Source organism: Coprococcus sp. AM100_B19A, from assembly GCF_027662015.1.
Lineage (GTDB): Bacteria > Bacillota > Clostridia > Lachnospirales > Lachnospiraceae > Allocoprococcus > Allocoprococcus comes.
Genome location: NZ_JAQDKN010000003.1, coordinates 59289 through 84700, shown reverse-complemented (window position 1 = coordinate 84700; position 25412 = coordinate 59289). Strand labels below are relative to the sequence as shown.

At 41.5% G+C, this 25412-nt stretch carries 22 protein-coding genes and 2 riboswitches; all 22 genes read right to left on the bottom strand.

Going from position 1 to position 25412, the window contains the following annotated elements; all coding sequences use genetic code 11:
* Window positions 1-26: 26 nt before the first annotated feature.
* The 22 genes from gcvPB to PGQ33_RS03975 all read right to left on the bottom strand — a co-directional run bounded on the left by gcvPB (window position 27) and on the right by PGQ33_RS03975 (window position 25277).
* On the bottom strand, window positions 27-1457 hold the full coding sequence (gcvPB, locus tag PGQ33_RS04080; protein ID WP_270205314.1) for an aminomethyl-transferring glycine dehydrogenase subunit GcvPB: 1431 nt from the start codon (window positions 1455-1457) through the stop codon (window positions 27-29).
* Window positions 1457-2770, bottom strand: coding sequence for an aminomethyl-transferring glycine dehydrogenase subunit GcvPA (gene gcvPA / locus PGQ33_RS04075; protein ID WP_270205313.1), 1314 nt, complete (start codon window positions 2768-2770; stop codon window positions 1457-1459). Before gcvPA ends, gcvPB begins: the two co-directional genes overlap by 1 nt.
* A 24-nt stretch (window positions 2771-2794) precedes the next feature.
* Window positions 2795-3172, bottom strand: coding sequence for a glycine cleavage system protein GcvH (gcvH, locus tag PGQ33_RS04070; RefSeq protein ID WP_117555635.1), 378 nt, complete (start codon window positions 3170-3172; stop codon window positions 2795-2797).
* Between the two features lie 106 nt (window positions 3173-3278).
* Window positions 3279-4367 (bottom strand): glycine cleavage system aminomethyltransferase GcvT, encoded by a 1089-nt coding sequence (gene gcvT, locus PGQ33_RS04065; RefSeq protein ID WP_055246402.1) that lies wholly within the window; start codon window positions 4365-4367, stop codon window positions 3279-3281.
* A 15-nt stretch (window positions 4368-4382) separates the two neighbouring features.
* Window positions 4383-5630 (bottom strand): serine hydroxymethyltransferase, encoded by a 1248-nt coding sequence (glyA, locus tag PGQ33_RS04060; protein ID WP_117555631.1) that lies wholly within the window; start codon window positions 5628-5630, stop codon window positions 4383-4385.
* 264 nt (window positions 5631-5894) lie between these two features.
* A riboswitch (glycine riboswitch) is annotated at window positions 5895-6007 on the bottom strand.
* Between the two features lie 493 nt (window positions 6008-6500).
* Window positions 6501-7892, bottom strand: coding sequence for a glycine--tRNA ligase (locus tag PGQ33_RS04055; RefSeq protein ID WP_117822739.1), 1392 nt, complete (start codon window positions 7890-7892; stop codon window positions 6501-6503).
* 178 nt (window positions 7893-8070) lie between these two features.
* The gene (gene recO, locus PGQ33_RS04050; protein WP_270205312.1) at window positions 8071-8823 is read right to left on the bottom strand and encodes a DNA repair protein RecO; all 753 of its coding nucleotides are present in this window, start codon (window positions 8821-8823) and stop codon (window positions 8071-8073) included.
* Entirely contained in the window at window positions 8768-8938 is a 171-nt protein-coding gene (locus tag PGQ33_RS04045; RefSeq protein ID WP_173699385.1) for a hypothetical protein, read from the bottom strand. The genes recO and PGQ33_RS04045 overlap by 56 nt, the downstream gene beginning before the upstream one ends.
* Before the next feature lie 116 nt (window positions 8939-9054).
* Window positions 9055-9951, bottom strand: coding sequence for a GTPase Era (gene era, locus PGQ33_RS04040; RefSeq protein WP_008372068.1), 897 nt, complete (start codon window positions 9949-9951; stop codon window positions 9055-9057).
* 11 nt (window positions 9952-9962) lie between these two features.
* Window positions 9963-12887, bottom strand: a complete 2925-nt coding sequence (locus PGQ33_RS04035; protein ID WP_270205311.1) for an insulinase family protein — start codon at window positions 12885-12887, stop codon at window positions 9963-9965.
* 274 nt (window positions 12888-13161) lie between these two features.
* Window positions 13162-14760, bottom strand: a complete 1599-nt coding sequence (locus tag PGQ33_RS04030; protein ID WP_442872450.1) for a Na+/H+ antiporter NhaC family protein — start codon at window positions 14758-14760, stop codon at window positions 13162-13164.
* Window positions 14761-14899: 139 nt separating this feature from the next.
* Window positions 14900-15067: riboswitch (Lysine riboswitch) on the bottom strand.
* A 62-nt stretch (window positions 15068-15129) separates the two neighbouring features.
* The gene (locus PGQ33_RS16770; protein WP_117835537.1) at window positions 15130-15444 is read right to left on the bottom strand and encodes a hypothetical protein; all 315 of its coding nucleotides are present in this window, start codon (window positions 15442-15444) and stop codon (window positions 15130-15132) included.
* Window positions 15398-18937 carry a pyruvate:ferredoxin (flavodoxin) oxidoreductase gene (nifJ, locus tag PGQ33_RS04020; RefSeq protein ID WP_117822717.1) on the bottom strand — a complete coding sequence of 1180 codons (3540 nt, stop codon included), beginning with the start codon at window positions 18935-18937 and terminating at the stop codon, window positions 15398-15400. Before nifJ ends, PGQ33_RS16770 begins: the two co-directional genes overlap by 47 nt.
* Window positions 18938-19201: 264 nt before the next feature.
* The gene (ychF, locus tag PGQ33_RS04015; RefSeq protein WP_022220674.1) at window positions 19202-20302 is read right to left on the bottom strand and encodes a redox-regulated ATPase YchF; all 1101 of its coding nucleotides are present in this window, start codon (window positions 20300-20302) and stop codon (window positions 19202-19204) included.
* A 77-nt stretch (window positions 20303-20379) separates the two neighbouring features.
* Window positions 20380-20532 (bottom strand): hypothetical protein, encoded by a 153-nt coding sequence (locus PGQ33_RS04010; protein ID WP_195196425.1) that lies wholly within the window; start codon window positions 20530-20532, stop codon window positions 20380-20382.
* Between the two features lie 240 nt (window positions 20533-20772).
* Window positions 20773-21495: a hypothetical protein gene (locus PGQ33_RS04005; RefSeq protein WP_270205310.1), complete on the bottom strand. Its 723-nt coding sequence runs from the start codon at window positions 21493-21495 to the stop codon at window positions 20773-20775.
* Window positions 21496-21506: 11 nt separating this feature from the next.
* Window positions 21507-22190 carry an ABC transporter ATP-binding protein gene (locus PGQ33_RS04000; protein WP_270205309.1) on the bottom strand — a complete coding sequence of 228 codons (684 nt, stop codon included), beginning with the start codon at window positions 22188-22190 and terminating at the stop codon, window positions 21507-21509.
* A gap of 100 nt (window positions 22191-22290) precedes the next feature.
* Window positions 22291-23211: a sensor histidine kinase gene (locus PGQ33_RS03995; protein ID WP_270205308.1), complete on the bottom strand. Its 921-nt coding sequence runs from the start codon at window positions 23209-23211 to the stop codon at window positions 22291-22293.
* Window position 23212: 1 nt separating this feature from the next.
* Complete coding sequence (locus PGQ33_RS03990; protein WP_270203273.1) at window positions 23213-23866, bottom strand: response regulator transcription factor; 654 nt, start codon at window positions 23864-23866, stop codon at window positions 23213-23215.
* A gap of 194 nt (window positions 23867-24060) precedes the next feature.
* Window positions 24061-24249 carry a hypothetical protein gene (locus PGQ33_RS03985; protein ID WP_270205307.1) on the bottom strand — a complete coding sequence of 63 codons (189 nt, stop codon included), beginning with the start codon at window positions 24247-24249 and terminating at the stop codon, window positions 24061-24063.
* 190 nt (window positions 24250-24439) lie between these two features.
* A complete protein-coding gene (locus tag PGQ33_RS03980) occupies window positions 24440-24565 on the bottom strand; it encodes a hypothetical protein (protein ID WP_270205306.1) in 126 nt (41 codons plus the stop codon).
* 97 nt (window positions 24566-24662) lie between these two features.
* Window positions 24663-25277: a TetR/AcrR family transcriptional regulator gene (locus PGQ33_RS03975; RefSeq protein WP_270205305.1), complete on the bottom strand. Its 615-nt coding sequence runs from the start codon at window positions 25275-25277 to the stop codon at window positions 24663-24665.
* Between the last annotated feature and the right edge of the window lie 135 nt (window positions 25278-25412).

The following is a 25412-nucleotide window of genomic DNA, read 5'->3' as shown; positions in this document are numbered from 1 at the left end:
TTTCCCTCGCTTTAAGCTATAACTTATTAGTCCTGCCATTCGTATCGCAGATATGGATGTCTTGCTGCTCCAACCTCATCCATTCTTGTAACCGGTGTTGTAACAGGAGCCTGATGAAGCTGTTCGGCATCTGTTTCTGCAATTTCATACAGTTTGCGTAATACTTCTACTGCTTCATCCAGAGTTTCTTTGGACTCTGTCTCTGTCGGCTCTACCATCAGTGCTTCCTCAACGATCAGCGGGAAGTACATTGTCGGTGGATGTATACCGTTATCAAGAAGTCCTTTTGCAATATCCATTGCAGAAATTCCTGTTTTCTTTTTCAGATCTGCAAGACTCATTACGAATTCATGCATACATACCTCGTCATACGCCATTGTATAAAGGTCTTTCAGTTTGTTCATCATGTAATTTGCATTCAGAACTGCATTCTGGCTCGCTTCCGGAATACCTTCGCGTCCCAGTGTCTTCACATAGGTAAGTGCTTTTACGATGACTGTAAAGTTTCCATAGAAGCTCTTCATCTCACCGATGCTCTGTGGTTCTTTTACAAATTTCAGTTCTTCTTCTCCATCTACTACATAAGACGGAAGGAACGGAACCAGCATGCTCTTGCATCCAACAGGTCCGCTTCCAGGACCACCGCCACCGTGCGGAGTTGAGAAGGTTTTGTGAAGATTCAGATGGATCACATCAAATCCCATATCTCCAGGGCGAACAGTTCCCATAACTGCATTTAAGTTTGCTCCGTCATAGTAGCAAAGTCCGCCACAGTTATGAACGATCTCCGTGATCTTCAGGATATTCTTATCGAAAAGTCCTACCGTATTTGGATTGGTAAGCATAAGTCCTGCTGTATCCTCTCCGCATACTTCCTGTAATTTTTCAAGATCAACACCACCATCCGGTGCAGATTCAATGCTGACTACCTGGAATCCTGCCATTGCCGCACTTGCGGGGTTGGTTCCATGTGCAGAATCCGGAACGATAATTTTCTTTCTCTTTTCGTCTCCACGGCTCTTATGATATGCTTTGATCAGAAGAAGTCCTGTAAATTCTCCGTGAGCACCGGCTGCCGGCTGAAATGTCATGCGATCCATACCTGTGATCTCGCAGAGAAGATTTTCAGATTCTTTGATGACTTCCAGGCATCCCTGTACCGTATGTGTCGGCTGCAGTGGATGAATCTCTGTGAATCCCGGAAGTGCTGCCATATCTTCATTGATCTTTGGATTATATTTCATTGTACAAGATCCGAGTGGATAGAAACCATCATTCACACCATGTGATTTCTTTGCAAGCTCTGTATAATGTCTGCTCAGTTCAATCTCAGAAAGCTCTGGCAGATGAAGTTTTTTCTCTCTTTTATCTTTTTCCTGTGGAAGTGTTACTTCTACATCGCATTCTGGCAGTAAATCGCAACCTCTTCCAGATCTGCTTTTTTCAAATATTAACATTACTGCACCTCCTTCAGAATCTGAATAACTGCGTCCATCTCTTCTTTGGTATTCACCTCTGTACAGCACCACAGAATTCTGTGTTCGTTAAGCGGAAATCCTCCAAGGATTCCTTTTTCCTCAAGTGCTGCAAGTGCTTTTGCGGCCGGAACATCTGATACAGTTACGAATTCATGGAAAAATTCTCCTTTGTTCTCGGTCTGGTATCCAACTTTTGCAAGTTCTGCTGAAAGATAATGTGCTTTTGAGGTTGAAAGTGTTGCTGCTTTCTTAATCCCTTCATTGCCCATTGTTGCCAGATAAACGCCTACTGCAAGTGCGCAGAGTGCCTGGTTTGAGCAGATATTGCTGGATGCTTTTTCACGACGGATATGCTGTTCTCTTGCCTGAAGAGTAAGTACATAACCTTTCTTTCCATTGTGGTCTTCTGTCTGTCCGACGATACGTCCCGGAAGATTTCTCATCATCTTCTGTGTTGCAGCCATAAATCCAAGATATGGTCCGCCGAATGCAATAGAAAGTCCAAGTGGCTGTCCTTCGCCAACTGCCACATCAGCTCCATATTCTGCCGGTGTCTTTACTACACCGAGAGAAATCGGATTGACATTCATCACATATTTCGCACCGGCTCCATGTGTGATCTCACCAATCTCGGCTGCTTCTTCCAGATTACCGTAATAGTTCGGATGCTGGATCAGTACACATGCTGTCTGTGCATCTACATGTTCCTTCAGATATTCAATATCTGTAAGTCCGTCTTTTTCCGGAATTACTTCTACTTCCATTTCATTTCCGAAGCAGTATGTTTTGATCGTCTCAAGGACATATGGATTCACGGTAGCTGAAACAAGTGCTTTGCTGCGTTTTCTGTCACGGCACATTGCCACACCTTCTGCGGATGCTTCTGCGCCATCGTATACGCAGGCATTGGAAATATCCATTCCTGTCAGATCACAGATCATGGTCTGATATTCAAAGATCGACTGCAGGATTCCCTGGCTGATCTCTGCCTGATAAGGAGTATATGCAGTTAACAAATTTTCTTTTGAAATCACGCTCTTTACTGTTGCCGGAATAAAATGCCGGTAAGCGCCTGCGCCGCGGAAAATCGTCTTAAAGACCTGATTCTTTGCAGCAATATTTTCCATATCACGACGTACTTCTAATTCTGTTTTTCCTTCCGGAATATTAAGACCGCCCTGGATCTTTACTTCTGCCGGAATATGTGCGAACAGATCATCAATTGTCTGAAAACCGATTTCTTTCAGCATTTCCTGACGCTGTTCTTTTGTATTCGGTACATAGCTTCCCATGAATGGTTCACCGCCTTTCCCTGATTATTCTTCGCTTGCTACAAATGCCTCATATTCTTCTGCTGAAAGAAGTTCCTCTGTTCCGGATACATCTTTTACTTTGATAAACCATGCATCATACGGAGCGCTATTGATCGTTTCTGGTGCGTCAAGAAGTTCTTCGTTGATTTCTTCAACTTCTCCAGTTACCGGTGAATATACATCTGATACCGCTTTTACAGATTCAACATCTCCAAATACTTCTCCTGCCTCTACACTGTCTCCGGCTTCCGGAAGATTTACAAATACGAGATCACCGAGTGCTGACTGTGCATAATCCGTAAGACCAATTGTCCAGACTCCACCTTCTTCTTTTACCCATTCGTGTGATTTTGTATATTTTAATTCTGCTCTTACTTCCATGATTTTAATCTCCTTTTCTTTTCAACTGCCGGTCACCTTTTCCAAACACTCTCTATCGCTTTTTTCTGCGACCGACCTGTTAATCTATTTTCGTTATTATTTTCTTTTATTTTGCTCTCTTATAGAACGGAAGCTGCACAACTTCTGCTTCCACTCTTCTTCCACGTACATCTGCTTCTACCTTGTCGCCAATTGCTACGCTTCCGGCATCAACAAGTGCCATGGCGATCGGATATCCAAGATAAGGGCAATGCGTTCCGGATGTTGTATGTCCGATCTTCTGATCTCCAGCATACAGATCCTGATGTTCACGGATGATTCCTCTTCCTGTTACTTTAAGACCAATTCTTTCGATCTTTGGTGTTCCTCTGTCTTCCATGGCTTTCTTTCCGATGAATTCGTCTTTCTTCATCTTAACACCGAAGTTCAGACCTGTTTCAAGAGGTGATACTTCATCATCCATCTCATGTCCGTAAAGAGGCATTGCTGCTTCCATACGAAGTGTATCACGAGCACCAAGTCCACAAGGGATTAGTCCCTCTTCTTTTCCTGCTTCAAGAAGTGTCTCCCACATCTTTTCTGCCAGATCACTTGCCAGGTAGATCTCTACACCATCTTCACCGGTATATCCTGTCTTGGATACGATGCAAGGCATTCCGGCAACTTCTGCGCCAAATACTGCATGATAATATTTCTTTGGAATATTTTCTTCTGTTGTAAGTTTTCTTAAGATTTCCATCGCCTTCGGTCCCTGAAGAGCGATCTGTCCATACTGGTCGGATACATCTGTAAATGTAACCTCTCCTGACTGATGTGCGAGCATCCACTGATAATCCTTATCCTTGTTTGCTGCATTTACTACGATAAAATAGTGATCATCTGATCTTTTGTATACGATCAGGTCATCTACAGTTCCACCGTTCTCGTTACACATCGGGCTGTATCTTGCCTGTCCGTCTACCATATTTGTAAAATCGTTTGTAAGAATGTGCTGCAGATTGACAAGAGCATCTTTTCCTTCACAAAGGATTTCGCCCATATGAGATACATCAAAAAGTCCTGCCTGTGTACGTACTGCCATATGCTCTTTGATCACGCCTGTCTCATACTGAACCGGAAGAAGGTATCCGGCAAACGGCACGATCTTTCCACCTGCTTTTACATGAGCGTCATAAAGGGGTGTTTTTAATTCCATTATTTTTTCCTCCTGTTATTCATAAAGTGGATATTTATCGCAGATCTTTGTAACTTCGGCACGGATTTCATCTGCTTTGGTATCAAAGTCTGTAATCGTCATCTTGATCAGTTTTGCGATGGTCTTCATATCTTCTTCTTTCAGACCTCTTGTTGTAACAGCCGGTGTCCCGATACGAACTCCACTGGTCACAAACGGGCTTGCAGGATCATTCGGAACTGCATTCTTATTAACTGTGATGTAAACTTCATCCAGTCTGTTCTGAAGTTCTTTTCCTGTGATGTTCATGTTCTGAAGATCTACCAGAATCAGATGGTTGTCTGTTCCACCACTGACAAGGTTGAATCCTTCTTCAACCATGGCTTCTGCAAGTGCTTTTGCATTCTTGACAACCTGTTCCTGATAGGTTTTGAATTCCGGTTTTAATGCTTCTCCAAAGCATACAGCTTTTGCTGCGATAATGTGCATCAGAGGTCCGCCCTGTGTTCCCGGGAAGATTGCTTTGTTGATCGCTTTTGCATATTCTTCTTTGCACATGATCATTCCACCACGAGGTCCTCTGAGTGTCTTATGTGTTGTTGTTGTAACTACATCAGCATAAGGAACCGGGCTCTGGTGAAGTCCTGCTGCAACAAGACCTGCAATGTGTGCCATATCTACGAAAAGATAAGCTCCAACTTCTTTTGCGATATCTGCAAAAATATCAAAACGGATCTCTCTCGGATAAGCCGAAGCTCCTGCTACGATCATCTTCGGTTTGCATTCATGTGCAAGCTTTCTGATCTCATCGTAATCCAGAACACCGTCATCATTGACATTGTAAGGTACGAAATTGTAAAGGATACCAGAAAGGTTTACCGGTGAACCATGTGTAAGATGTCCGCCGTGTGCCAGGTTCAGTCCCATAACTGTATCGCCTGGTTTGATCAGCGCCTGATATACAGCTGTATTCGCATTTGCTCCTGAATGTGGCTGTACACATACATGGTCACATCCAAATAACTTCTTTGCACGTTCGATTGCAAGATTTTCAAGAATATCTACATCCTCGCATCCACCATAATAACGTTTTCCCGGATAACCTTCTGCATACTTGTTTGTCGGTACAGTTCCCATCGCAAGCATAACTGCCGGGCTTACGATATTCTCTGATGCGATCAGTTCAAGGTTTCTGCGCTGACGGCCAAGTTCTAACTGCAGCGCTTTTCCTACTTCTTCATCACATTCAGTAATGTAATTTGTTACATCTTCAATTCTGTTCATTCTCTTTTACCTCCTTAGAACCAACTACCTTGTCTTTTTTGCTCCCTTTTTTGTGTGTTAAATTCAGAATTTTATCATTTATATCTATGTTTTTCTGAATATTCCGCTTTTTATGGTACAAAAAAAACAGGCAAAAAAGTTTTCGTCATTGAAATCTTTTTTGTCTGCCTCTGTCCGTTCACCTGAAAGATCACCTGGGCTTTTGCGCTATACAGTCCAGACTACTTCTTCGGTACAATACGTATATATTGTTCTCCAGAGTGTTGTCCGAATATGTTCCTTTTGCCTGAGAGTTTCTGCCTGCCCCTTCGGCTCATGCTATACATTAAATAACGGAGCGCGCCGTCTGTACAACAAGTATCTCACATATTCATCTTCCAACCTTAACGTTAATCCCATTATATAATTGTCGTTACAATTAGTCAAGCGTTAAATAATTTTCTTTATTGTTTATTATTTATCAGAATATTTAACAATTTTCCCTATAGGCATTGTTTTTATTGACTATTTTTTAACTATATCATCGATTTTCTTTGTCTATTTTCACAAATCAAATTTTTTCTCAAAATCCCATCACACTTGCCAGCATTTCCCCTGCCACAAAATAGTTTCCACCAGTAAAGTTGAATGACAAATGGGACAAATATAAGTGTTCAAATTCGATTGTTGTGCCATGGCGAGGAGACTCAGAAATTATGGAAGCCTCTGCTGACATATTTTTCGCTTTCAGAGGCTCCTCAAAATGGTTGGCACAACGGAATTTGAGCACTTATATTTGTCCCATTTGTCTCACAATCTCCCAAACAAACTTTTTTTGCACAAAAAGATCCGGACTTCCCAAACCTGGGAAATCCGGATCTTTTCAAATCTCTACCACTCAAATTTCTTCTCAAAGTACGCTTTGAGATCTTCAATTTTAATTCTTTCCTGCTGCATTGTATCACGGTCACGAACAGTAACTGCTCCGTCTTCTTCCGAATCGAAGTCATAAGTTACACAGAACGGTGTTCCGATCTCATCCTGACGGCGATATCTCTTACCGATATTTCCTCTGTCATCGAATTCGCAGTTGTAGTATTTGCTAAGCATAGCATAAACCTTCTCAGCGCCTTCGTTCAGCTTCTTGGAAAGCGGAAGCACACCAATCTTAACCGGTGCAAGTTCCGGATGGAAATGCATCACAGTACGTGTAGAACCATCTTCCAGTTCTTCCTCATCATATGCTGCGCAAAGGAACGCAAGTACCACACGGTCAGCTCCAAGTGATGGTTCGATTACGTATGGGATATATTTTTCATTGGTCTCATCATCAAAGTAAGTCAGATCCTGTCCGGATACATTCTGATGCTGTGTCAGGTCATAATCGGTTCTGTCTGCGATTCCCCACAGCTCGCCCCATCCGAATGGGAAGAGGAATTCTACGTCTGTTGTAGCCTTGCTGTAGAAAGAAAGCTCTTCTTTATCGTGATCTCTGTAGCGGACTTCATCTTCCTTCAGTCCAAGTGAATACAGCCAATTCAGGCAGAAGTTCTTCCAGTAAGCAAACCATTCAAGGTCTGTATCCGGTTTGCAGAAGAATTCAAGTTCCATCTGTTCGAACTCACGGGTACGGAATGTAAAGTTACCCGGTGTAATCTCGTTACGGAATGATTTACCGATCTGACCAATACCAAATGGAAGTTTCTTTCTTGAAGTTCTCTGTACATTCTTAAAGTTTACGAAGATTCCCTGTGCAGTCTCAGGACGAAGGTAAACAACGTTCTTTGCATCTTCTGTTACACCCTGGAAAGTCTTGAACATCAGGTTAAATTCTCGGATCTCTGTGAAATTGTGCTTTCCACAGGTCGGACACGGTACTTCATGTTCTTTGATAAATCCTTCCATCTCTTCATGTGACCATCCGTCAATGCTGTCCGGAATATCAATTCCATGCTCATGTGCATAATCTTCAATGATCTTATCTGCACGGAAACGTTCGTGACATTCCTTACAGTCCATCAGCGGATCACTGAATCCTCCCAGATGTCCGGAAGCGATCCATGTCTGCGGATTCATCAGGATCGCACAGTCAACACCTACGTTATACGGGTTCTCCTGTACGAATTTCTTCCACCATGCTCTCTTTACGTTGTTCTTAAGTTCAACACCCAGGTTACCATAATCCCATGTATTTGCAAGCCCACCGTAGATTTCAGACCCCGGATATACAAAGCCTCTTGATTTTGCCAAAGCTACAATTTTGTCCATTGTCTTTTCTACCATAACACTAATCCTCGCATTCTTTTTATTTTTCGTTAGAAGAACAAAGCTACTTATCGCGATAACATTTATTCCTCTCTGATTCACCTATTATACCTATTGCATATAGGTTTTGCAAGCTTATCCTGCTAATTTTCGCCAGATTTGTCTTTATTTTCTAATCTAATATACAATTTTTCGGTTATTTCAGCCCTGTGAGCTGCTTCAGAATCTCAAGCGACTTGAATCTGTGATCCACGTATACATCCAGATAACGCTCCATTACTTTTCCCAGTTCCTGTAAAACTTCATCGCTTAAGGTAAAGGTATAGAGCTTTTCCACCGGTGTCCCGACAATGAACTGCATGGCATAAAGGGTAGACGTATTCAGCCGCATTCCGTCATAGACATTCTGACCGCATTCACTGCAGACCAGACCGCCCTCCTTCACACTGAACACACAGGGACGTTCCCTGTTCCCGCATCTGACACACTGAAATACCTGCGGTCCTTCCCCGCTGACACTGAGTGCCTTCAGTTCAAATATGTAGCGTACCAGCTCAAATGGAATGATCTTTTTCGTCAGCACGCGCATCGTCTGATAAAGAAGCTTCAGCATTTCCCGCTCGTCATTGGCTTCCCTTGTATAAAAATCTGCAAATTCGAGAAAATAAAATGCATAATATGCCGCTTCCACATCCGTTCGGAGCTCTGCAAAATAATTTTCGATCTCTGCCGACTGGAGAGTATTGGAATTTCTTCCTTCATACAGCATGAATTTTCCGAAATTACAAGGTGTACAAGCCCCTGCAAGCGGACTGTTCGGTCGTCTCGCCCCTTTTGCAAACGCTGATATTTTCCCTTTTTCTTTTGTCAGGATCACGACTCTTTTATCATATTCACCGATCGGTGCTACCGACAGAATCATCCCTGTCATTGTTGTTAACTGATTCACTGCATTTGTCCCCGTATTTCTCCGTTTTCGCTTTACAGACTTCCTTTTCCCGGTAGGAGAGATAATCCTCCACCCGTCCTGTCCTTGCAAACTGATCCCAGTATTCCTGATTCATCCTTCGGTCACCTCATCTTTTTCTTATGCCTTTTAAGATTAGGTTCTCCCATATTTTCAGATGCTATACTGCGTAATATCTGCCAGCTGTTTTTCAGAGAAACACCTTGACATTTTTTACTCGTCTTCTCGGTATCCGAAGTTTTTGATCAGGAAATCGCTGTCTCTCCAGTCTTTCTTTACTTTTACCCAAAGCTGGAGATTTACCTTACATTCGAGCATCTGCTCGATCTCATATCGCGCCGTACTGCCAATCTTTTTCAGCATGGATCCCTGCTTGCCAATGATGATTCCTTTATGTGAATCACGTTCACAGATGATCGTTGCCTCAATATCCATCACTTTTTTGCGTGCTTTCATCTTCTCGATCGATACCGCAATTCCATGTGGAATCTCCTCATTCAGGCAGTGTAGTGCTTTCTCACGGATCAGCTCTGCCACGATCTGCCTTTCCGGCTGGTCGGTAATGGTATCTTCATCATAAAACTGCGGTCCATACGGAAGATATTTCATGATGACCTTTAAAAGCTCGTCTGTATTTTCACCGGTTCTTGCAGATACCGGAACGATATCTGCAAACTGGTATACTTCGTTGTATTTTGCAATACACGGAAGAATGTCTTCCTTCTTCACAGTATCTGCCTTGTTAATGACCAGCACGACCGGTGTCGTCACCTTCCCAAGCTGCTGCACAATGTGCTGCTCTCCGGCTCCGATAAAGGTACTTGGTTCAACCAGCCACAGTACCACATCCACTTCATTTAAGGTGCGCTCTGCCACATTTACCATGTAGGTCCCAAGCTTGTTTTTCGCCTTATGGATTCCCGGTGTATCAACAAATACAATCTGTCCTTCATCGGTCGTAAGTACCGTCTGGATCCGGTTTCTGGTGGTCTGTGGTTTATTCGATGTAATAGCAATCTTCTGACCGATCAGATAGTTCATAAGTGTGGATTTCCCCACATTCGGCCTGCCGATCAGCGTTACAAATCCTGATTTAAAATCTGCTCTCATGCATTCTCCTTCTAAAATAAATTCTCAACTGTCATAAATAATTCTTTTTCTTCTTCTATCTTTGCTTCATTTCCGATCACACAGATCTGATCATTTGCAAGCACTGCACGTGCCACACCTGCAAGTGCGCGGATATCCTCCTGGTTTGCTGTAAGGATCTGTTCTCTTTCTTTTCTGATCATCTCTGCACTGACATGATTCATATAAAGGTTCATGGAACGGTCTCCCTTGGTTGCCGGAGTCATCGGCTGATCAATGTTGCTGATCGTTCCAATAATATATTTTGTCATATCGCGTTCGCTGACCGTGAAGTTCTCCAGATATTCCGGAACTCCGTCATAGATTTCCAAAGTTCTTCCCAGATTCGGGTCACGGTAAGATACAAAATAGCCCTCACCAATGCGGTTGAAGTTACTCATGCAGCCATACGCACCACCTTTTACGCGGATATTGATCCAGAGATACTCATAACTCATGATCACTTTCAGGATCTGCAGTGCCCCGTTATATTCCTCCCCTGCGTCGATAAAGTTGCCTGCCTTTGCCGCAAACTGTACTTTAGAAGAAGTTTTAAATCCTTCATTCTTCTTTTCACAGTGCAGGATGCATCGGCTCTCTGGCATTCTCTCCGGATAAAGAGCTTCTTTTAAGCTTCCGATCTCCTCTTCCAAAACGGCAAGTCCCTCTCTTGAGGCTGTGTAACTGATCATCACATTGCCTTTTCTAAAAAGCAGTTCAGATAAAGCTTTTAATCCATTTGTAATCTCTTCCTTCTTCTCCTCGAAATGTTCTTCCATCTCACGGATGTTCTGATAATATCCGATTCCATTTGTCGTATCTTTAAATTTTGAAATCGGTGACTTATAAGACATTGCCCGGAGTGCTGCTGCAGAATGTCCTGCAGACAGGAAACGATCCTGCAATCTGGTCTTTGTCATAGAAAGGATTTCTTTCAGACGTTTTTCATCGTCCAGCTTCGAAGCTGTCAGGATCTCTTTCATCATACGGATGGCAAATGGAATCTGTCCGTAAAGCGCTTTTGCCTTGATTTCAAAAGTTGCCCTGAATTCTTTTTCTTTGACCTTCGTCACATCCGGATAAAGCTCCAGTGAAGTTCCGATTCCTCCGGTATGTCTGTTGATCTCGTTGAAAAGTTCTCCATATTCATAATGCTCGGTGTCAATGATTCCGAGAACTGCCTGCAGAAGTCCTACCATCGGGAGATCTTTCTCCGGCACATCGGAAAGGTCAAACATCAGATCCAGATAACCGATTCCGTTCGTTTCAATCTCATGGAAGACAGTCGGGATATCTGCAATCTTCATCTCTTCATTGTAAATCGGTGCGATCTCTCTGGAAATATCCTCCCTTGTCAGCATCGGAATCTTCTCCAAATCCTCCTGACTTGACGGTTCTTCCTGATACTCCTGTAAATGCTTCGTATCTGTAACCAGCTTTTCGATTTCTTCCCTGCTAAGGCTTTCTTTGTATGCCTGCAGTTTTTCTTTTAATTCTGCATCCAGTCTGGCTGTACGTCCCGGTTCCGGCACGATCGTAACCAGTGCTCCATGCTGATTATCCAGAAGGTATGTCTGAATCAGCTTTTCAAAATACCCGGTACTGATCTGCTCTTTTAAGAATGCAAAGGTGCCCAGCGCCTCCACATGGATAAACGGCTTTGTTTCATCATAAAGCCAGCTGTCAAATATCTGCAGACCGTACATCAGTCCCTTCGGATAGCCTCCGAAGTCTGCTTCACGGTAACGGAATTCATGGTAATTGATTCCCGCTTCCAGTGCCTTTTTGTCCATTCCGTTTTCTACAATACCTTTTAATGTATCTTCGATCACTTTTACAAATTCTGCCTTCTGCTCTTCATTCGCATTCTTTGCCACGATCGAGAAAATCGGCTGATAGGTGCTGCTGTCATAAGATCCGCTGATGTCTTTTCCGATTCCTGCTTCCAGAAGTGCTTTTGTGATCGGTGCTCCCGGAGCAGAAAGCAGTGCATAATCCAGGATCTGGAATGCCAGATACAGCTTTTCATCCAGAGAAGTCCCAATGACCTTATTGTAGGAAAGATAGGTATTATCTTCTGTCGATTCATTACTTGCGATCGAATACGGCTTTGTGATATCATGCATTTTTTCAAACGGCTTCTGCAGATGGATCTCGGAATCTACTTCTTTTTTATCGTAAGCAGACAGATATTCCTGATCCAGCCAGTTTAATTTCTCTTCCATATCCATATTGCCATAGAGGTAAATATAACTGTTGGACGGATGATAATAGGTTTTGTGGAAATTCAGATATTCTTCATAAGTCAGTTCCGGAATCACATCCGGATCTCCGCCGGACTCATTTGCATAAGTCGTATCCGGAAACAGAGAATTCAGGATCATACGGTCCAGAACACCATCCGGTGAAGAAAAAGCTCCCTTCATCTCATTATAAACAACTCCGTTATAAGAAAGCTCCCCATCTGCTTCCTCCAGGTGATAGTTCCAGCCCTCCTGCCGGAAGATCTCTTCGTGTTTGTAAATATTCGGATGCAGGACTGCGTCCATATACACGTCCATCAGATTCTGAAAATCCTTTTCATTACAGCTTGCAACCGGATATACGGTCTTGTCCGGATAAGTCATCGCATTCAAAAAGGTGTTCAAAGATCCTTTTACCAGTTCCACAAACGGATCCTTGGTCGGAAACTTTTCCGAGCCACACAGAACAGTATGTTCCATGATATGTGGCACTCCGGTACTGTTCGTGGTCGGTGTGCGGAATCCGATATTAAATACTTTATTTTCATCATCATTGGAGATCAGAAGCACCCTCGCACCGCTCTTTTTATGTCTTAAAAGCGCTCCTTCCGATTTCAGATCCGGAAGAGGTCTGTGTTCAATGATCTCATATGCTGTAAGCTTTGTTAAATCCATATATGATTTCCTCCAAGTTCTGTAGTTAGTCTCATAAATAACATTGTACACATTTCTTTGATTTGATACAAGGTCTTGGTGGGAAATGTTTTCCATAATCCGATGTACCTTCCCAGTTCTTTATGATTTTTCCGTCAACTATTAGAAACACGCTCCGCGAGTTTCTCAAGTTATCGCGTCAGTCGCCAAGGTCTCGTGCAAGCACGGACTTTGATTCGTTGCTCGCGTAAATAAAATAAGGAACAGCTACGAAAGCCATTCCTCATTTTCTCTGTTATGCTTCTTTCTTCTGTGAAAAAGCTGTTGTCTGCTCTTTCTGTGAAAATTTCATGAATGTCACAAAGACAAGCATCATGATGATTCCTGCCGGAAGTGCGATCCATGCACTCTGTACGAATCCGGCAATAATATAAGTGATAAACGAAATCGCCGCGCAGCTTGCCGCATATGGAAGCTGTGTATTGACATGATTAATATGATTGCACTGTGCACCAGCAGATGCCATGATCGTTGTATCCGAAATCGGTGAACAGTGGTCACCACAAACTGCTCCGGCCATACATGCGGAGATAGCAATGATCATCATCGTCTCATTCTTTCCTTCAAATGCATGTACCACGATCGGGATCAGGATTCCGAATGTTCCCCAACTTGTACCGGTTGCAAATGCAAGAAAGCATCCCACAAGGAAGATGATTGCCGGAAGAAGATTTACCATACCTTCCGCACTTCCGGCTACAATGCCTGCTACATATTCTGCCGCTCCAAGACTGTCGGTCATAGATTTCAGCGTCCATGCAAAAACAAGAATCAGGATTGCCGGAACCATCGCCTTAAATCCGTCCGGGAGACATGCCATACACTCATCGAATTTCAGCACACGTCTTACCAGATACAGCACGATTGTGATCACAAAAGCAAAGAAGCTTCCATACACCAGTCCCTGGGAAGCATCACTTCCAGAAAATGCTTCTACAAAACCAACTCCGTCAAAGAACCCACCGGTGTAGATCATTCCGATCACACAGCAGATGATCAGTGAAATGATCGGGATCAGAAGATCCATTACTTTTCCTTTACAGTTATCCACTGCCTCTTCCTCCGTATTTGCATACGGTCTGTCCGGTGTGGTGTAAATATCACCTTTTTTCGCATTATCTTCATGAACCTTCATCGGACCATACTCAACCTTCATCACAACCATTGCGATCATCATCAGGATGGTAAGGATTGCATAGAAGTTATATGGAATTGCACGGATAAATATTGAAAATCCATCTTCACCTTCTACAAAACCCGTAACGGCTGCTGCCCAGGATGAAATCGGTGCAATGATACATACCGGAGCTGCTGTCGCATCGATCAGATACGCAAGCTTTGCTCTGGAAACATTCTGCGCATCCGTTACCGGACGCATCACGCTTCCGACTGTCAGACAGTTAAAATAGTCATCGATAAAGATCAGCACACCAAGAATGATTGTTGCCAGCTGTGCACCTACACGGCTCTTGATATGGGTACTTGCCCATTCACCGAATGCGGCAGATCCTCCTGCCTTGTTCATCAGGCAGACCATGGTTCCTAAGATAACCAGGAAGATCAGGATTCCCACATTATAGCTGTCAGAAAGAACAGCTACGATCCCTTCCTGAAAAATATGGGTGATGGTTCCTTCAAAGGAAAATCCAGAATAGAATATTCCACCTACTAAAATTCCTACAAATAATGAGCTGTACACTTCTTTTGTGATCAGTGCCAGTGCGATCGCAACCACCGGTGGAACCAGTGACCAGATGCTGGCGTACATCTTCGGTACATACTCCTCCGCGTCTGCTGCAAATGTGACAAGGGGACTTGCCATTACGCAGATCATTACAGCTGCGAGCAGACTGCTTAACTTTCTCATTTTTTCTCTCAATTAAAATACCTCCTGTTTTAAAACATAAAAATGCCATGAATAACGCTTGCACCGGCAAAACGCATTCATGGCATGTAAAGTCTTCCTTAAATGTTCTTCCGATAGCGCTCCACGTGTGTGACAGTACGCTGCATCTTCTGCATCGTCCCAGAAACCGGGGTTGGGGTTCCGGCTCCTTCGGCGGTATTTCCTTTCTCTTCTGTCGGCTTCCCTGCCGCATCTTTCAGAAGGTACTGATAAATCCCGCGCCTCTATCAAGCTGAATATTCATCATTTTCTTTATCAACCATACTACAAAATTTTCATTTTTGCAAGAGATAATTGCTATTTTACAATATCTACCGCTTCTTTTGTCATTTCTTTGATCTTTTCAAATTCTCCGCCATTTATCAGAGCATCCTTTACCATCCAGGTTCCGCCGCATGCGAGTACCTTGTCAAATGCAAGATAGTCTTTGACATTCTGTGGACCTACAACACATTTGCAGGCGGTGTGCAGCGCAGGTTCTTTTGCGTACGCGTCCCCTTTTGAATCCTCACAAACCAAAAAGGAGCCAGAGACTTTCGTCCCTGACTCCTCATTAAAGTCAATCTTATTCTTCAGAACCGTACAGTGTAACGAGTTTCTGCAGATATGCATATCTAGCTTTTGCTTCTTCTTCGTTCTTAGCAAACAGAACTTTAGCCTTTTCAGGATTGAATCTGGCAAGAGCGTTGTAACGAACTTCACCGTTAAGGAATTCTTCGTATCCGGCAAGATCTGGTGCCTTGCTGTCAAGAGTGAACTTAGATCCTTCTGCTTCTGGATTGAAACGGAAGTTGTTCCAGTATCCACATTCAACTGCAAGCTGTTCTTCTGTCTGAGCTTTGCTCATACCTTTCTTGATACCATGGTTGATACATGGAGCGTAAGCGATGATCAGGGACGGTCCCGGATATGCTTCAGCTTCTGCGATAGCTTTTACAGTCTGGTTGAAGTCAGCACCCATAGCGATCTGTGCAACGTATACGTAACCGTAGCTCATTGCGATAGAAGCAAGGTCTTTTTTCTTAGTTTCTTTTCCGCCTGCTGCGAACTGAGCGATAGCACCAGTCTTAGTAGACTTAGAAGACTGTCCACCTGTATTAGAGTAAACTTCTGTATCGAATACCATTACGTTGATGTCTTTTCCACTTGCAAGTACGTGGTCAACACCACCGAATCCGATATCGTAAGCCCATCCGTCACCACCGAAGATCCACTGGGATTTCTTAGCAAGGAAGTCTTTCTTTTCTACGATATCTTTGCATGTCGGGCAGTCGCATCCTTCTAATGCAGCAACAAGTTTGTCTGTAGCTGTTCCGTTAGTAGCTCCGCATCCGTATGTTTCAAGCCATTCGTTGCAAGCAGCTTTTGCTTCTTCGCTGGCTTTATCTGATGCAGCAACTTCTTCTACTTTCGCTTTCAGACCTTCTCTGATTGCTTTCTGAGCAAGTAACATACCATAACCGAACTCAGCAGCATCTTCGAACAGTGAGTTAGACCAAGCCGGTCCCTGTCCCTTAGAGTTTACTGTGTAAGGTGTAGACGGTGATGAGTTACCCCAGATAGATGAGCAACCTGTTGCATTAGCGATGTACATTCTGTCACCGAATAACTGTGTGATAAGTTTAGCGTATGGAGTCTCTCCACATCCAGCACAAGCTCCTGAGAACTCAAGCAGTGGCTGTTTGAACTGAGATCCTTTTACTGTATTTTCTTTAAATTTAGCAACAACTTCTGGTTTTACTTCGATTTCTGTACCAAAGTCAAAGTATACCTGTTCTCCTGCGTTCTCTTCCATGTTACCCATAACAAGAGCTTTTTCACCCTTCTTACCTGGGCAGACATTTGCACAAGAACCACATCCTGTACAGTCATAAGCTGATACAGTCATTGTGAACTTCATTCCCGGCATACCGATCATGTCGATTGCTTTCAGTCCTTCTGGTGCTTTTGCAAGTTCTTCTTCTGTAAGAGCTACCGGACGGATTGCAGCATGCGGACATACATATGCGCAACGGTTACACTGGATACATGTCTCTGACTGCCAGATCGGGATATCTACAGCGATACCACGTTTTTCGTATGCAGCTGTTCCTGACGGTGTAGATCCATCTACATAATCTTTGAATGCAGATACAGGCAATGTATTACCTTCCTGAGCATTAACCTTAGCCTGAATATTCTTAACGAATGCTACTGCATCTTCTCTTCCACCCTTAACTTCTGGTGTGAACAGACCTTCGTCTTCGCAGTTCTTCCAGCTTTCCGGTACTTCAACAGCGTTAACCTGTTTAGCTCCGGCATCGATAGCATCGTAGTTCATTTGTACGATCTTATCACCCTTCTTGCCGTATGTAGCTTTTGCAGCTTTCTTCATAAGGTCGATAGCTTCTTCTTCCGGAATGATGTTAGCCAGTTTGAAGAATGCAGACTGAAGAACTGTATTGATACGTCCGCCAAGTCCGATTTCTTTACCGATCTTGATACCATCGATTGTGTAGAATTTGATGTCATGGTTAGCGATGAATGCTTTTACCTGTCCTGGAAGATGTTTGTCCAGTTCTTCTACTGTCCATGGGCAGTTAAGAAGGAATGTACCACCATCTACAAGTTCCTGAACCATGTTGTATTTGTTGATATATGACGGGTTATGGCATGCAACAAAGTTTGCTTTGTGAATCAGGTAAGTAGATTTAATTGGTTTCTTACCGAAACGGAGGTGAGACATTGTAACACCACCGGATTTCTTTGAGTCATAATCAAAGTAAGCCTGTGCATACATATCTGTGTTATCACCGATGATCTTGATAGAGTTCTTGTTAGCTCCGACTGTTCCGTCAGCTCCAAGTCCCCAGAACTTACAGTTGATTGTTCCTTCCGGTGTTGTAACCAGTGGAGCACCTACTTCAAGAGAAAGTCCTGTTACATCATCAACGATACCGATTGTAAATTTAGCTTTTGCTTCATTTTCAAATACAGCAACAACCTGAGCCGGTGTTGTATCTTTAGAACCAAGTCCGTAACGTCCTGAGTTGATCTTAACAGCATCGAATTTTGTTCCTTTAAGAGCTGCAACAACGTCAAGGTACAGAGGTTCTCCAAGAGATCCTGGTTCTTTTGTTCTGTCAAGAACGTTAATGTACTTAACGGAATCCGGAATTGCATCTACAAGTGCCTGTGCGCAGAATGGTCTGTAAAGGCGAACTTTAACAACACCAACCTTCTTGCCCTGAGCAAGTAAGTAATCGATTGTTTCATCGATTGTGTCGCAAACAGATCCCATAGCGATGATTACGCTTTCAGCGTCCTCTGCACCATGGTAGTTGAACAGTTTGTAGTTTGTTCCGATCTTAGCGTTAACTTTGTCCATGTATTCCTGTACGATTGCCGGCATAGCATCGTAGTATGGGTTACATGCTTCACGAGCCTGGAAGAATGTATCCGGGTTCTGAGCTGATCCTCTTTCACATGGATGGTTCGGGTTCAGTGCATGTGCACGGAATTCCTTGATTGCATCCTTGTCTACGAGATCTTCCAGATCTTCGTAATCCCATGTTTCGATCTTCTGGATTTCGTGTGATGTACGGAAACCATCGAAGAAGTTAATGAATGGAATCTTACCTTTCAGTGCTGCACAGTGTGCAACCGGTGTCAGGTCCATAACTTCCTGTACGCTGGATTCACAGAGCATTGCGCATCCAGTCTGACGACAGGCGTAAACATCTGAATGATCACCAAAAATATTAAGAGCGTGTGAAGCTACTGCACGGGCAGATACGTTGAATACACCCGGAAGCTGTTCACCAGCAATTTTATATAAGTTAGGAATCATAAGAAGTAAGCCCTGGGAAGCTGTGTAAGTAGTAGTAAGCGCACCTGCTGACAGTGAGCCGTGTACAGTACCTGCTGCACCTGCTTCAGACTGCATTTCTGTTACCTGAACAGTCTGACCAAAAATATTCTTTCTTCCTTGTGTTGCCCATTCGTCTGTGGCTTCAGCCATTACAGATGAAGGTGTGATCGGGTAAATAGCAGCAACTTCTGTATAAGCATAAGAAGCATGAGCAGCTGCATGGTTACCATCCATGGTCTTCATTGATCTTGCCATTTTCTTTGTTCCTCCTTAGATTGTGTCAAAACTTTTACTTGTGTTAAAATTTTTCTACACTTTCGTTCGATATTATTATAGCTGTTCATATATGAAAAGTCCAGTCATTTTACTGTTCTGATTGTTCCTTTTGACGTACAACCCCTGCATTTCAAGAGGTTGTTTTATGCAAACTATAGTAAGCTTATACTATCTTATATCATAAAAGAGACGGACATCTGTCCGTCTCTCACCATACATTATCAATTACTTTTTTAACAAATATTATACGTTGAATCTAAACAGGATAATATCTCCGTCCTGTACAACATAATCCTTACCTTCCAGTCTTACCAGACCTTTTTCTTTTGCAGCGTTATAAGTGCCACATGCCATCAAGTCATCATAGGATACGATTTCAGCGCGGATGAATCCTCTTTCAAAATCAGAATGGATCTTTCCTGCTGCCTGTGGTGCTTTCGTTCCTTTTTTGATTGTCCATGCACGGACTTCCGGTTCTCCTGCTGTCAGGTAACTGATCAGTCCAAGAAGGCTGTAGCTTGCCTTGATCAGCTTTTCAAGACCAGATTCCTTAAGTCCCAGTTCTTCCAGGAACATGCTCTTTTCATCATCATCAAGTTCCGCGATCTCCTGCTCAATCTCTGCACAGACAACGAATACTTCGCAGTCCTCTCTTTTTGCATACTCACGGACTGCCTGTACTCCCGCATTACTTGCACCATCATCTGCAAGATCATCTTCTGCCACATTTGCAGCAAAAATGACCGGCTTGTAGGTCAGAAGATTGTAGCTTTCCAGCCACTGCTGTTCATCTTCGTCATTGATATCATCAAAGCTCTTTGCCATCTTTCCATCTTCCAGATGTGCTTTAATTCTTTCCATCAGTGCCAGCTCTTTTGCGATCGTCTTGTCATTTCTTGCTGCTCTGACTGCTTTGGAAATTCTTCTTTCCAGGATCTCAAGGTCTGAAAAGATCAGCTCCAGGTTGATCGTCTCAATGTCACGCAGCGGATCAATACTTCCGTCTACATGGACAATATTGCTGTCCTCGAAACAACGTACTACATGAACAATTGCATCAACCTCACGGATATTTGCAAGAAACTGGTTTCCAAGACCTTCTCCTTTGGATGCACCTTTTACAAGACCTGCGATATCTACAAACTCAATCGCTGCCGGGATGATCTTTTTGGTGTGATACATCTCACCAAGCACATTCAGACGTTCATCCGGTACAGTAACAACACCCACATTTGGATCAATGGTACAGAATGGGTAGTTGGCTGATTCTGCTCCTGCTTTTGTCAGTGAATTAAATAAAGTACTTTTTCCCACATTAGGTAATCCTACGATTCCAAGTTTCATTTTCTCTATTTCCTCCTATAAATCCTTTAATTTCAAGGGATCTCAGCATACTTATTTTTGCAAGTGGGTCAGTAACATCAATTCTTCCCATTCTGTTGAAATTTCTGAAATCCTCTTATTCTTTTCTTTACTTCTGCGAATCTGAATTCTACAAATCTGGCTGAGTATAATCCCGTACTTTCTTGGGATATTTCCTTGCCAGGTTCTTTGCCTTTAAAATCTTTTCCCATATTTCAGCTTCTCTCATAAAAAGCCCTAATACAGTACCTTGTATTATACCATAGCATCTTATTTTTGTGAATATTCATTTTCATCTCATCTCCTGTTTGTTCACAAAATCCTTTCCTTATGGTTTAACGTGCGTAGCATACACTTCTATCCGCAATACACACGCTCATTCTTTGTATCAAGTCTGCTACTCGTAAGTAATACAAAATTGTCAAAATGACAATACTGTATTCCAAGACCTGTCATAGTTCATAAATAGTCACCGTGTCACTTTTATCTCTTCTGCTTAAATGATTGCTCTGACTGAAAAGTAAAGTATAGGAACCCTTTTCCAGGTTTAACTCATTAATTTTGTCATGTGAAATATATCCGGTTGCCAGTTCATTTCCAGAGTCCGTATACCAGCCACATAGTTTGAATGTTTCTTTCGAATGTTCGAACACACCTTTGTATACATCTAAGTTTATTTCCATTCCCTGGTCTGGTTCAAAAATACCAAGTTTTTTCAATGCCCGCTCCGACAATAGAATTTCATCCTTTTTCTGTGGGTAGCTTCCAATCACATTGGTATATGCAGGCTTCAAAAAATTGTTCCAGCTTTCTGAGTCAGCCCATACTACGTTGCATATCGTTTTTGCATTATCCTCTGAAATGTCTGTAGCTTCACCTACAAAAATGCTTTTCCCAACCTGTTTTATATAATCCAGTTGTTTTAATTTTGCATATTGTTCTTCTGTTCCATCTTCTATTCTGCCCGAAGAAGCAGTTCCATTTTCTCTGGTTAATCTTATTTCTTCTGCCTGTATTTTCCCAAAGGAGATTCCGAAGACCATGGTTATAGCAACAATACCGATTACTACTGAGCAAAATAAAATCGTATTTCTTATCTTTTTTGTGCCTGCAAAATTTTTAGCCAGGAATCGGATTATGTCTTTATTGTTATTTGGAATGTTCTTATGAAACATAGTGATACCTCCTAACAATCGTTACAATCTCTTGTATAGATTTTTCCATCGGACATACGTATTACTCTGTCTGCCATCTGTGCTACTTCCTCTTGATGAGTCACGATCAATGTCGTCTGATGGAATCTGGCGGCACAGGATTTCAATAATTCTACGACTTCCATACTTGTAACAGAATCCAGATTTCCGGTCGGTTCATCCGCCAGGACAATTGCCGGTTTCGTTAATAATGCCCGTGCTATAGAAACTCGCTGTTGCTGCCCGCCGGACAGGGTTGATGGAAAACGTTCTAATTTATCTTTTAGTCCTAGTATTTCTATAATCTCATTGAAAAAATCCACATCGATTCCCTTGCCATCCAGTCGCATTGGGAGGACAATATTTTCACGTATACTAAGAGAGGGTATCAAATTATATTGCTGAAATACAAATCCGATATTTCTTCTTCTGAATATCGTTCTTTCTTCCTTGTTAAGATCTTTTAAACTTGTATTTCTAATCCAGACACCTCCAAAATCCGGAGTATCAAGACCTCCTAAGATGTTCATAAGTGTTGTCTTTCCGCATCCGGATGTACCGACAACTGCTATAAATTCACCATCTTCCACAGTCAACGACACACCATCTAAAGCACGCACTTCATATGTATCGGATGTATAATATTTTTTTAGATTCACGGCTTTGATCATATCCATTTTTCTATAAACTCCTTTCGCAGATGCTACCTCTAAATCAGCCATAATCTATTTTACATGGTACATCTTACAAACTTCTTACAGACTGCATATGAAATATCTATACCGGAAGATTCACTTCTATGAGCAACCCGGGCTTCATTTGTGTTGCTTTCATAATCCCTTTTTGTAATAGAACAATCTCTCTGGAAAGATACAAACCAATTCCGCATCCTTCCTGACCTCTTGCCTGTTCACCTCGATAAAATCTTTGAAAAATTTTATTTTCTTCTCCGTCTTTTATCCCGATTCCATAATCTCTTATTTGGATCTTATAAAACATTTCCGTTTGTTTCATTGTGATATCGATCGTACTGTTGCTTTTGCTATATTTGACTGCATTATCAAACACATTATAAAATGCCTCACACATCCAGTTTTTATCATGTTCGCAGATAATTTTCTCTGGCAATTTTACTTGAAAAAAGATATCTTTATCTTCTGCCTTCTTTTGTATTTGCCCTAACGCATTTAAAATAGCCTCAACAAGATTTCCTTTTTGCATATGAACTTGCATGATTCCTTGTTCTAATCGAGCAGTTTTTATAAAGCTTTCCACCAAAAAGCATAACTGTTCTTCACTCGTTCGCAGATCTTTCATATATTCTATATTCAATATTTCCTGCGTTTCATTTAATGACTCTTGCAGCAATTCTGTATAATTTTTTATATTCGACAGCGGTGTCCGTAATTGATGTGCAATCTCAGAAATTAATTTCTGGATCTCATATTGGCTTTTTTCAGCCTCTTTTCTTCTCCCATCCAGCATTTCCTGCAAACGAATTAATTGATTGGCCGTTTTTGAATATAATGTTTCTTTTCCTATATCAAAATCATCTAATTCATTGCCATTTATTAAAGATTCGGCTAGTTTATATATTTTTTTCATTTCATTTGTTCTAAAATGATTTTCAAATAAATATACAACACTTCCACCAAGTATTATCCCCACCAAAAGTACTGTAAATATTACTACCGCCATGCTATTCTCCCATTCTATATCCCATTCCAAATACATTACTAATAACATCGGACGAATCATTTAATTTCTTTTTCAATCTGCTGATCATAACACTAATTGTATTTGGGTCAATGAATTCACTATCTATTCCCCAAATGTTTTCCATTATCATATCTTTTGTAAGAACCTGATTTTGATTCATAATAAAATATTCCAAAAGCTGATATTCTTTGACTGTCAAAAATATTTCCGTTTCTCCAACAAAAACCTGTTTTCTATCAGAATACAAGGTGACTTGTCCGCACATAAAAGTATTTTCATTTGACTTTCTCTTTAAAACAACTTCAATACGTTTTAACAATACTTTTATTGAAAATGGTTTCACCACATAATCATCTGCTCCTGTATCAAATGCTTTTAACATATCTTTTTCATCATCTTTTGCAGTTAAAAAAATTGCTGGGATTCTTCCATTTTTTTGAAGCTCTTGATATAGACTTATTCCATCTCCATCCGGTAATCCAATATCTACGATCAACAAATCTACAGATCTATCTATATTTTTAATTGCTTCTTTTCTTGAACCAGCAAGAATCGTTGTATAACCTTGATTTTGCAAAGATGTATCCAAAGCTTTTCTCAACAAATTGTCATCTTCTATAATTCCTATTACCATACACACCTCCTGATTTTTCTAGAATATAATACAAAAAAAGCCCATTACAATATACATAACACCTCTGCATATTGTAACGGACTTTTTTCAAACCCAGACTTGGTGCAAGCACCATTTCTGATAAAAACCTCGAAAGTTTTTATTCTATGTGCATATATTACCCAATTTCATTCACAAAGTCAATATGTTTTCTACTAAATTTTCAAGTACCTTTTATGTTTTGGATTATTATTTTGCTTCTTAATATATTGTATTACTCCACTAATGAATCTATACGCTTCAGCAATAACCTGATTTTTTTCAAAATACTCTTTGTACTTCAAAACTCTTCCATCTTTTTCACAGAAAAAATGGTACAATTCATCCATTGTTTTATCACGCATATTACGGTTAGCAGCCTCCTTTAAAAGGTCATTATAAACAAATAGAAGTGCTACAAAATCATGAAATGCCGGATAAGCCATATATCTACTACGAGCATGTAAACTAATTTCCTTTTGAGCCTGAGATAATGCATTTTCATACTTAAAGGATAAAGATACATTTTTTCAGTCTCTACTCTCATAAAAACTCCTAAAACATCTGTGTAATTCTTGCGATCTCCATAACTACAATCTTTAGCATCACTCCACCAGACATCACATGAAACCATATCTCACGCATATGCTGTGACTTTGCTATTGGTGCAATAAGTTTCATCCTTTTTTCCTCCTCCATATAAACGACGCAGTGCAAAACTGTAACGCTACAATCCATTCCTGATGCTCTGATTCATCATTCAAATCGTTTCACCCTTTCAACTTATCTGCATTTCCTGTAAGAAATGATCCATATGCTCTTCCAGTAACTTTATCACTTGACTTTTGTCTTCTGCTCCATCATATATGCTATAAAGCAAAAAAATAGATCCATAAAAATCAAGTGCTGTCTGTCTGGCTTTTCCTTCATCGCCCAGCATTCCTGAAAACAAAGCTTCCATATAAGTTAATGGTCCGCTTGCAAGATAATTCTGATATAGCTGTGCCATCTGTGGCTCCCTGTACTGTTCCAATGTCAACATCTTACGGAAACAGCATGAGAACTCTTCCTCTGTCCAATGAAGAAACTGCACCTTTGTGAACTGCTTAATCTTATCAAATGCCGTTTCTTTATACTCGGCTGTAACCTTTTCCGGATCACCCTCCGGCATTTCATACTGCTTTACTCTCTCAATATCCAATTCATTCATTTTTTCAATAATACTGTCCAATATCTCCTGCTTGCTTTTATAATGCTTATACAATGCAGCCTTGGTTACTCCAAGTTTTGAAGCAATATCATTCATGGATGTTCCCATATATCCACTCTGTGCAAATAACTTCAAAGCTTCTTCCAATATTTTTTCCTTTGTGTTCTTTTCTTTGCTTTCCATGTCTATCTCCTAATTTAAATCTGTTATTAAGTTACCTTTTGGTAACTTGTCAAGTAAATTATAAATTAGTGTTTTCTTTTTCCATATCAACGATTGGTGAAATGAAAAAGGCTTTGTCTATCTGCCGAAAATAAT

What these genes read in the sequence shown, in the direction of transcription:
- gcvPB (WP_270205314.1), bottom strand. Translation starts at nt 1,457, where the DNA reads ATGTTAATATTTGAAAAAAGCAGATCTGGAAGAGGTTGCGATTTACTG.
- gcvPA (WP_270205313.1), bottom strand. Translation starts at nt 2,770, where the DNA reads ATGGGAAGCTATGTACCGAATACAAAAGAACAGCGTCAGGAAATGCTG.
- gcvH (WP_117555635.1), bottom strand. Translation starts at nt 3,172, where the DNA reads ATGGAAGTAAGAGCAGAATTAAAATATACAAAATCACACGAATGGGTA.
- gcvT (WP_055246402.1), bottom strand. Translation starts at nt 4,367, where the DNA reads ATGGAATTAAAAACACCCCTTTATGACGCTCATGTAAAAGCAGGTGGA.
- glyA (WP_117555631.1), bottom strand. Translation starts at nt 5,630, where the DNA reads ATGAACAGAATTGAAGATGTAACAAATTACATTACTGAATGTGATGAA.
- PGQ33_RS04055 (WP_117822739.1), bottom strand. Translation starts at nt 7,892, where the DNA reads ATGGTAGAAAAGACAATGGACAAAATTGTAGCTTTGGCAAAATCAAGA.
- PGQ33_RS04045 (WP_173699385.1), bottom strand. Translation starts at nt 8,938, where the DNA reads ATGAATCAGGAATACTGGGATCAGTTTGCAAGGACAGGACGGGTGGAG.
- era (WP_008372068.1), bottom strand. Translation starts at nt 9,951, where the DNA reads ATGAGAGCAGATTTTAAATCAGGATTTGTAACGCTGATCGGCAGGCCG.
- PGQ33_RS04035 (WP_270205311.1), bottom strand. Translation starts at nt 12,887, where the DNA reads ATGGATTTAACAAAGCTTACAGCATATGAGATCATTGAACACAGACCT.
- PGQ33_RS04030 (WP_442872450.1), bottom strand. Translation starts at nt 14,760, where the DNA reads ATGATCTGCGTAATGGCAAGTCCCCTTGTCACATTTGCAGCAGACGCG.
- PGQ33_RS16770 (WP_117835537.1), bottom strand. Translation starts at nt 15,444, where the DNA reads ATGCATATCTGCAGAAACTCGTTACACTGTACGGTTCTGAAGAATAAG.
- nifJ (WP_117822717.1), bottom strand. Translation starts at nt 18,937, where the DNA reads ATGGCAAGATCAATGAAGACCATGGATGGTAACCATGCAGCTGCTCAT.
- ychF (WP_022220674.1), bottom strand. Translation starts at nt 20,302, where the DNA reads ATGAAACTTGGAATCGTAGGATTACCTAATGTGGGAAAAAGTACTTTA.
- PGQ33_RS04010 (WP_195196425.1), bottom strand. Translation starts at nt 20,532, where the DNA reads ATGGGAAAAGATTTTAAAGGCAAAGAACCTGGCAAGGAAATATCCCAA.
- PGQ33_RS04005 (WP_270205310.1), bottom strand. Translation starts at nt 21,495, where the DNA reads ATGTTTCATAAGAACATTCCAAATAACAATAAAGACATAATCCGATTC.
- PGQ33_RS04000 (WP_270205309.1), bottom strand. Translation starts at nt 22,190, where the DNA reads ATGGATATGATCAAAGCCGTGAATCTAAAAAAATATTATACATCCGAT.
- PGQ33_RS03995 (WP_270205308.1), bottom strand. Translation starts at nt 23,211, where the DNA reads ATGGCGGTAGTAATATTTACAGTACTTTTGGTGGGGATAATACTTGGT.
- PGQ33_RS03990 (WP_270203273.1), bottom strand. Translation starts at nt 23,866, where the DNA reads ATGGTAATAGGAATTATAGAAGATGACAATTTGTTGAGAAAAGCTTTG.
- PGQ33_RS03985 (WP_270205307.1), bottom strand. Translation starts at nt 24,249, where the DNA reads ATGCGTGATAAAACAATGGATGAATTGTACCATTTTTTCTGTGAAAAA.
- PGQ33_RS03980 (WP_270205306.1), bottom strand. Translation starts at nt 24,565, where the DNA reads ATGAAACTTATTGCACCAATAGCAAAGTCACAGCATATGCGTGAGATA.
- PGQ33_RS03975 (WP_270205305.1), bottom strand. Translation starts at nt 25,277, where the DNA reads ATGGAAAGCAAAGAAAAGAACACAAAGGAAAAAATATTGGAAGAAGCT.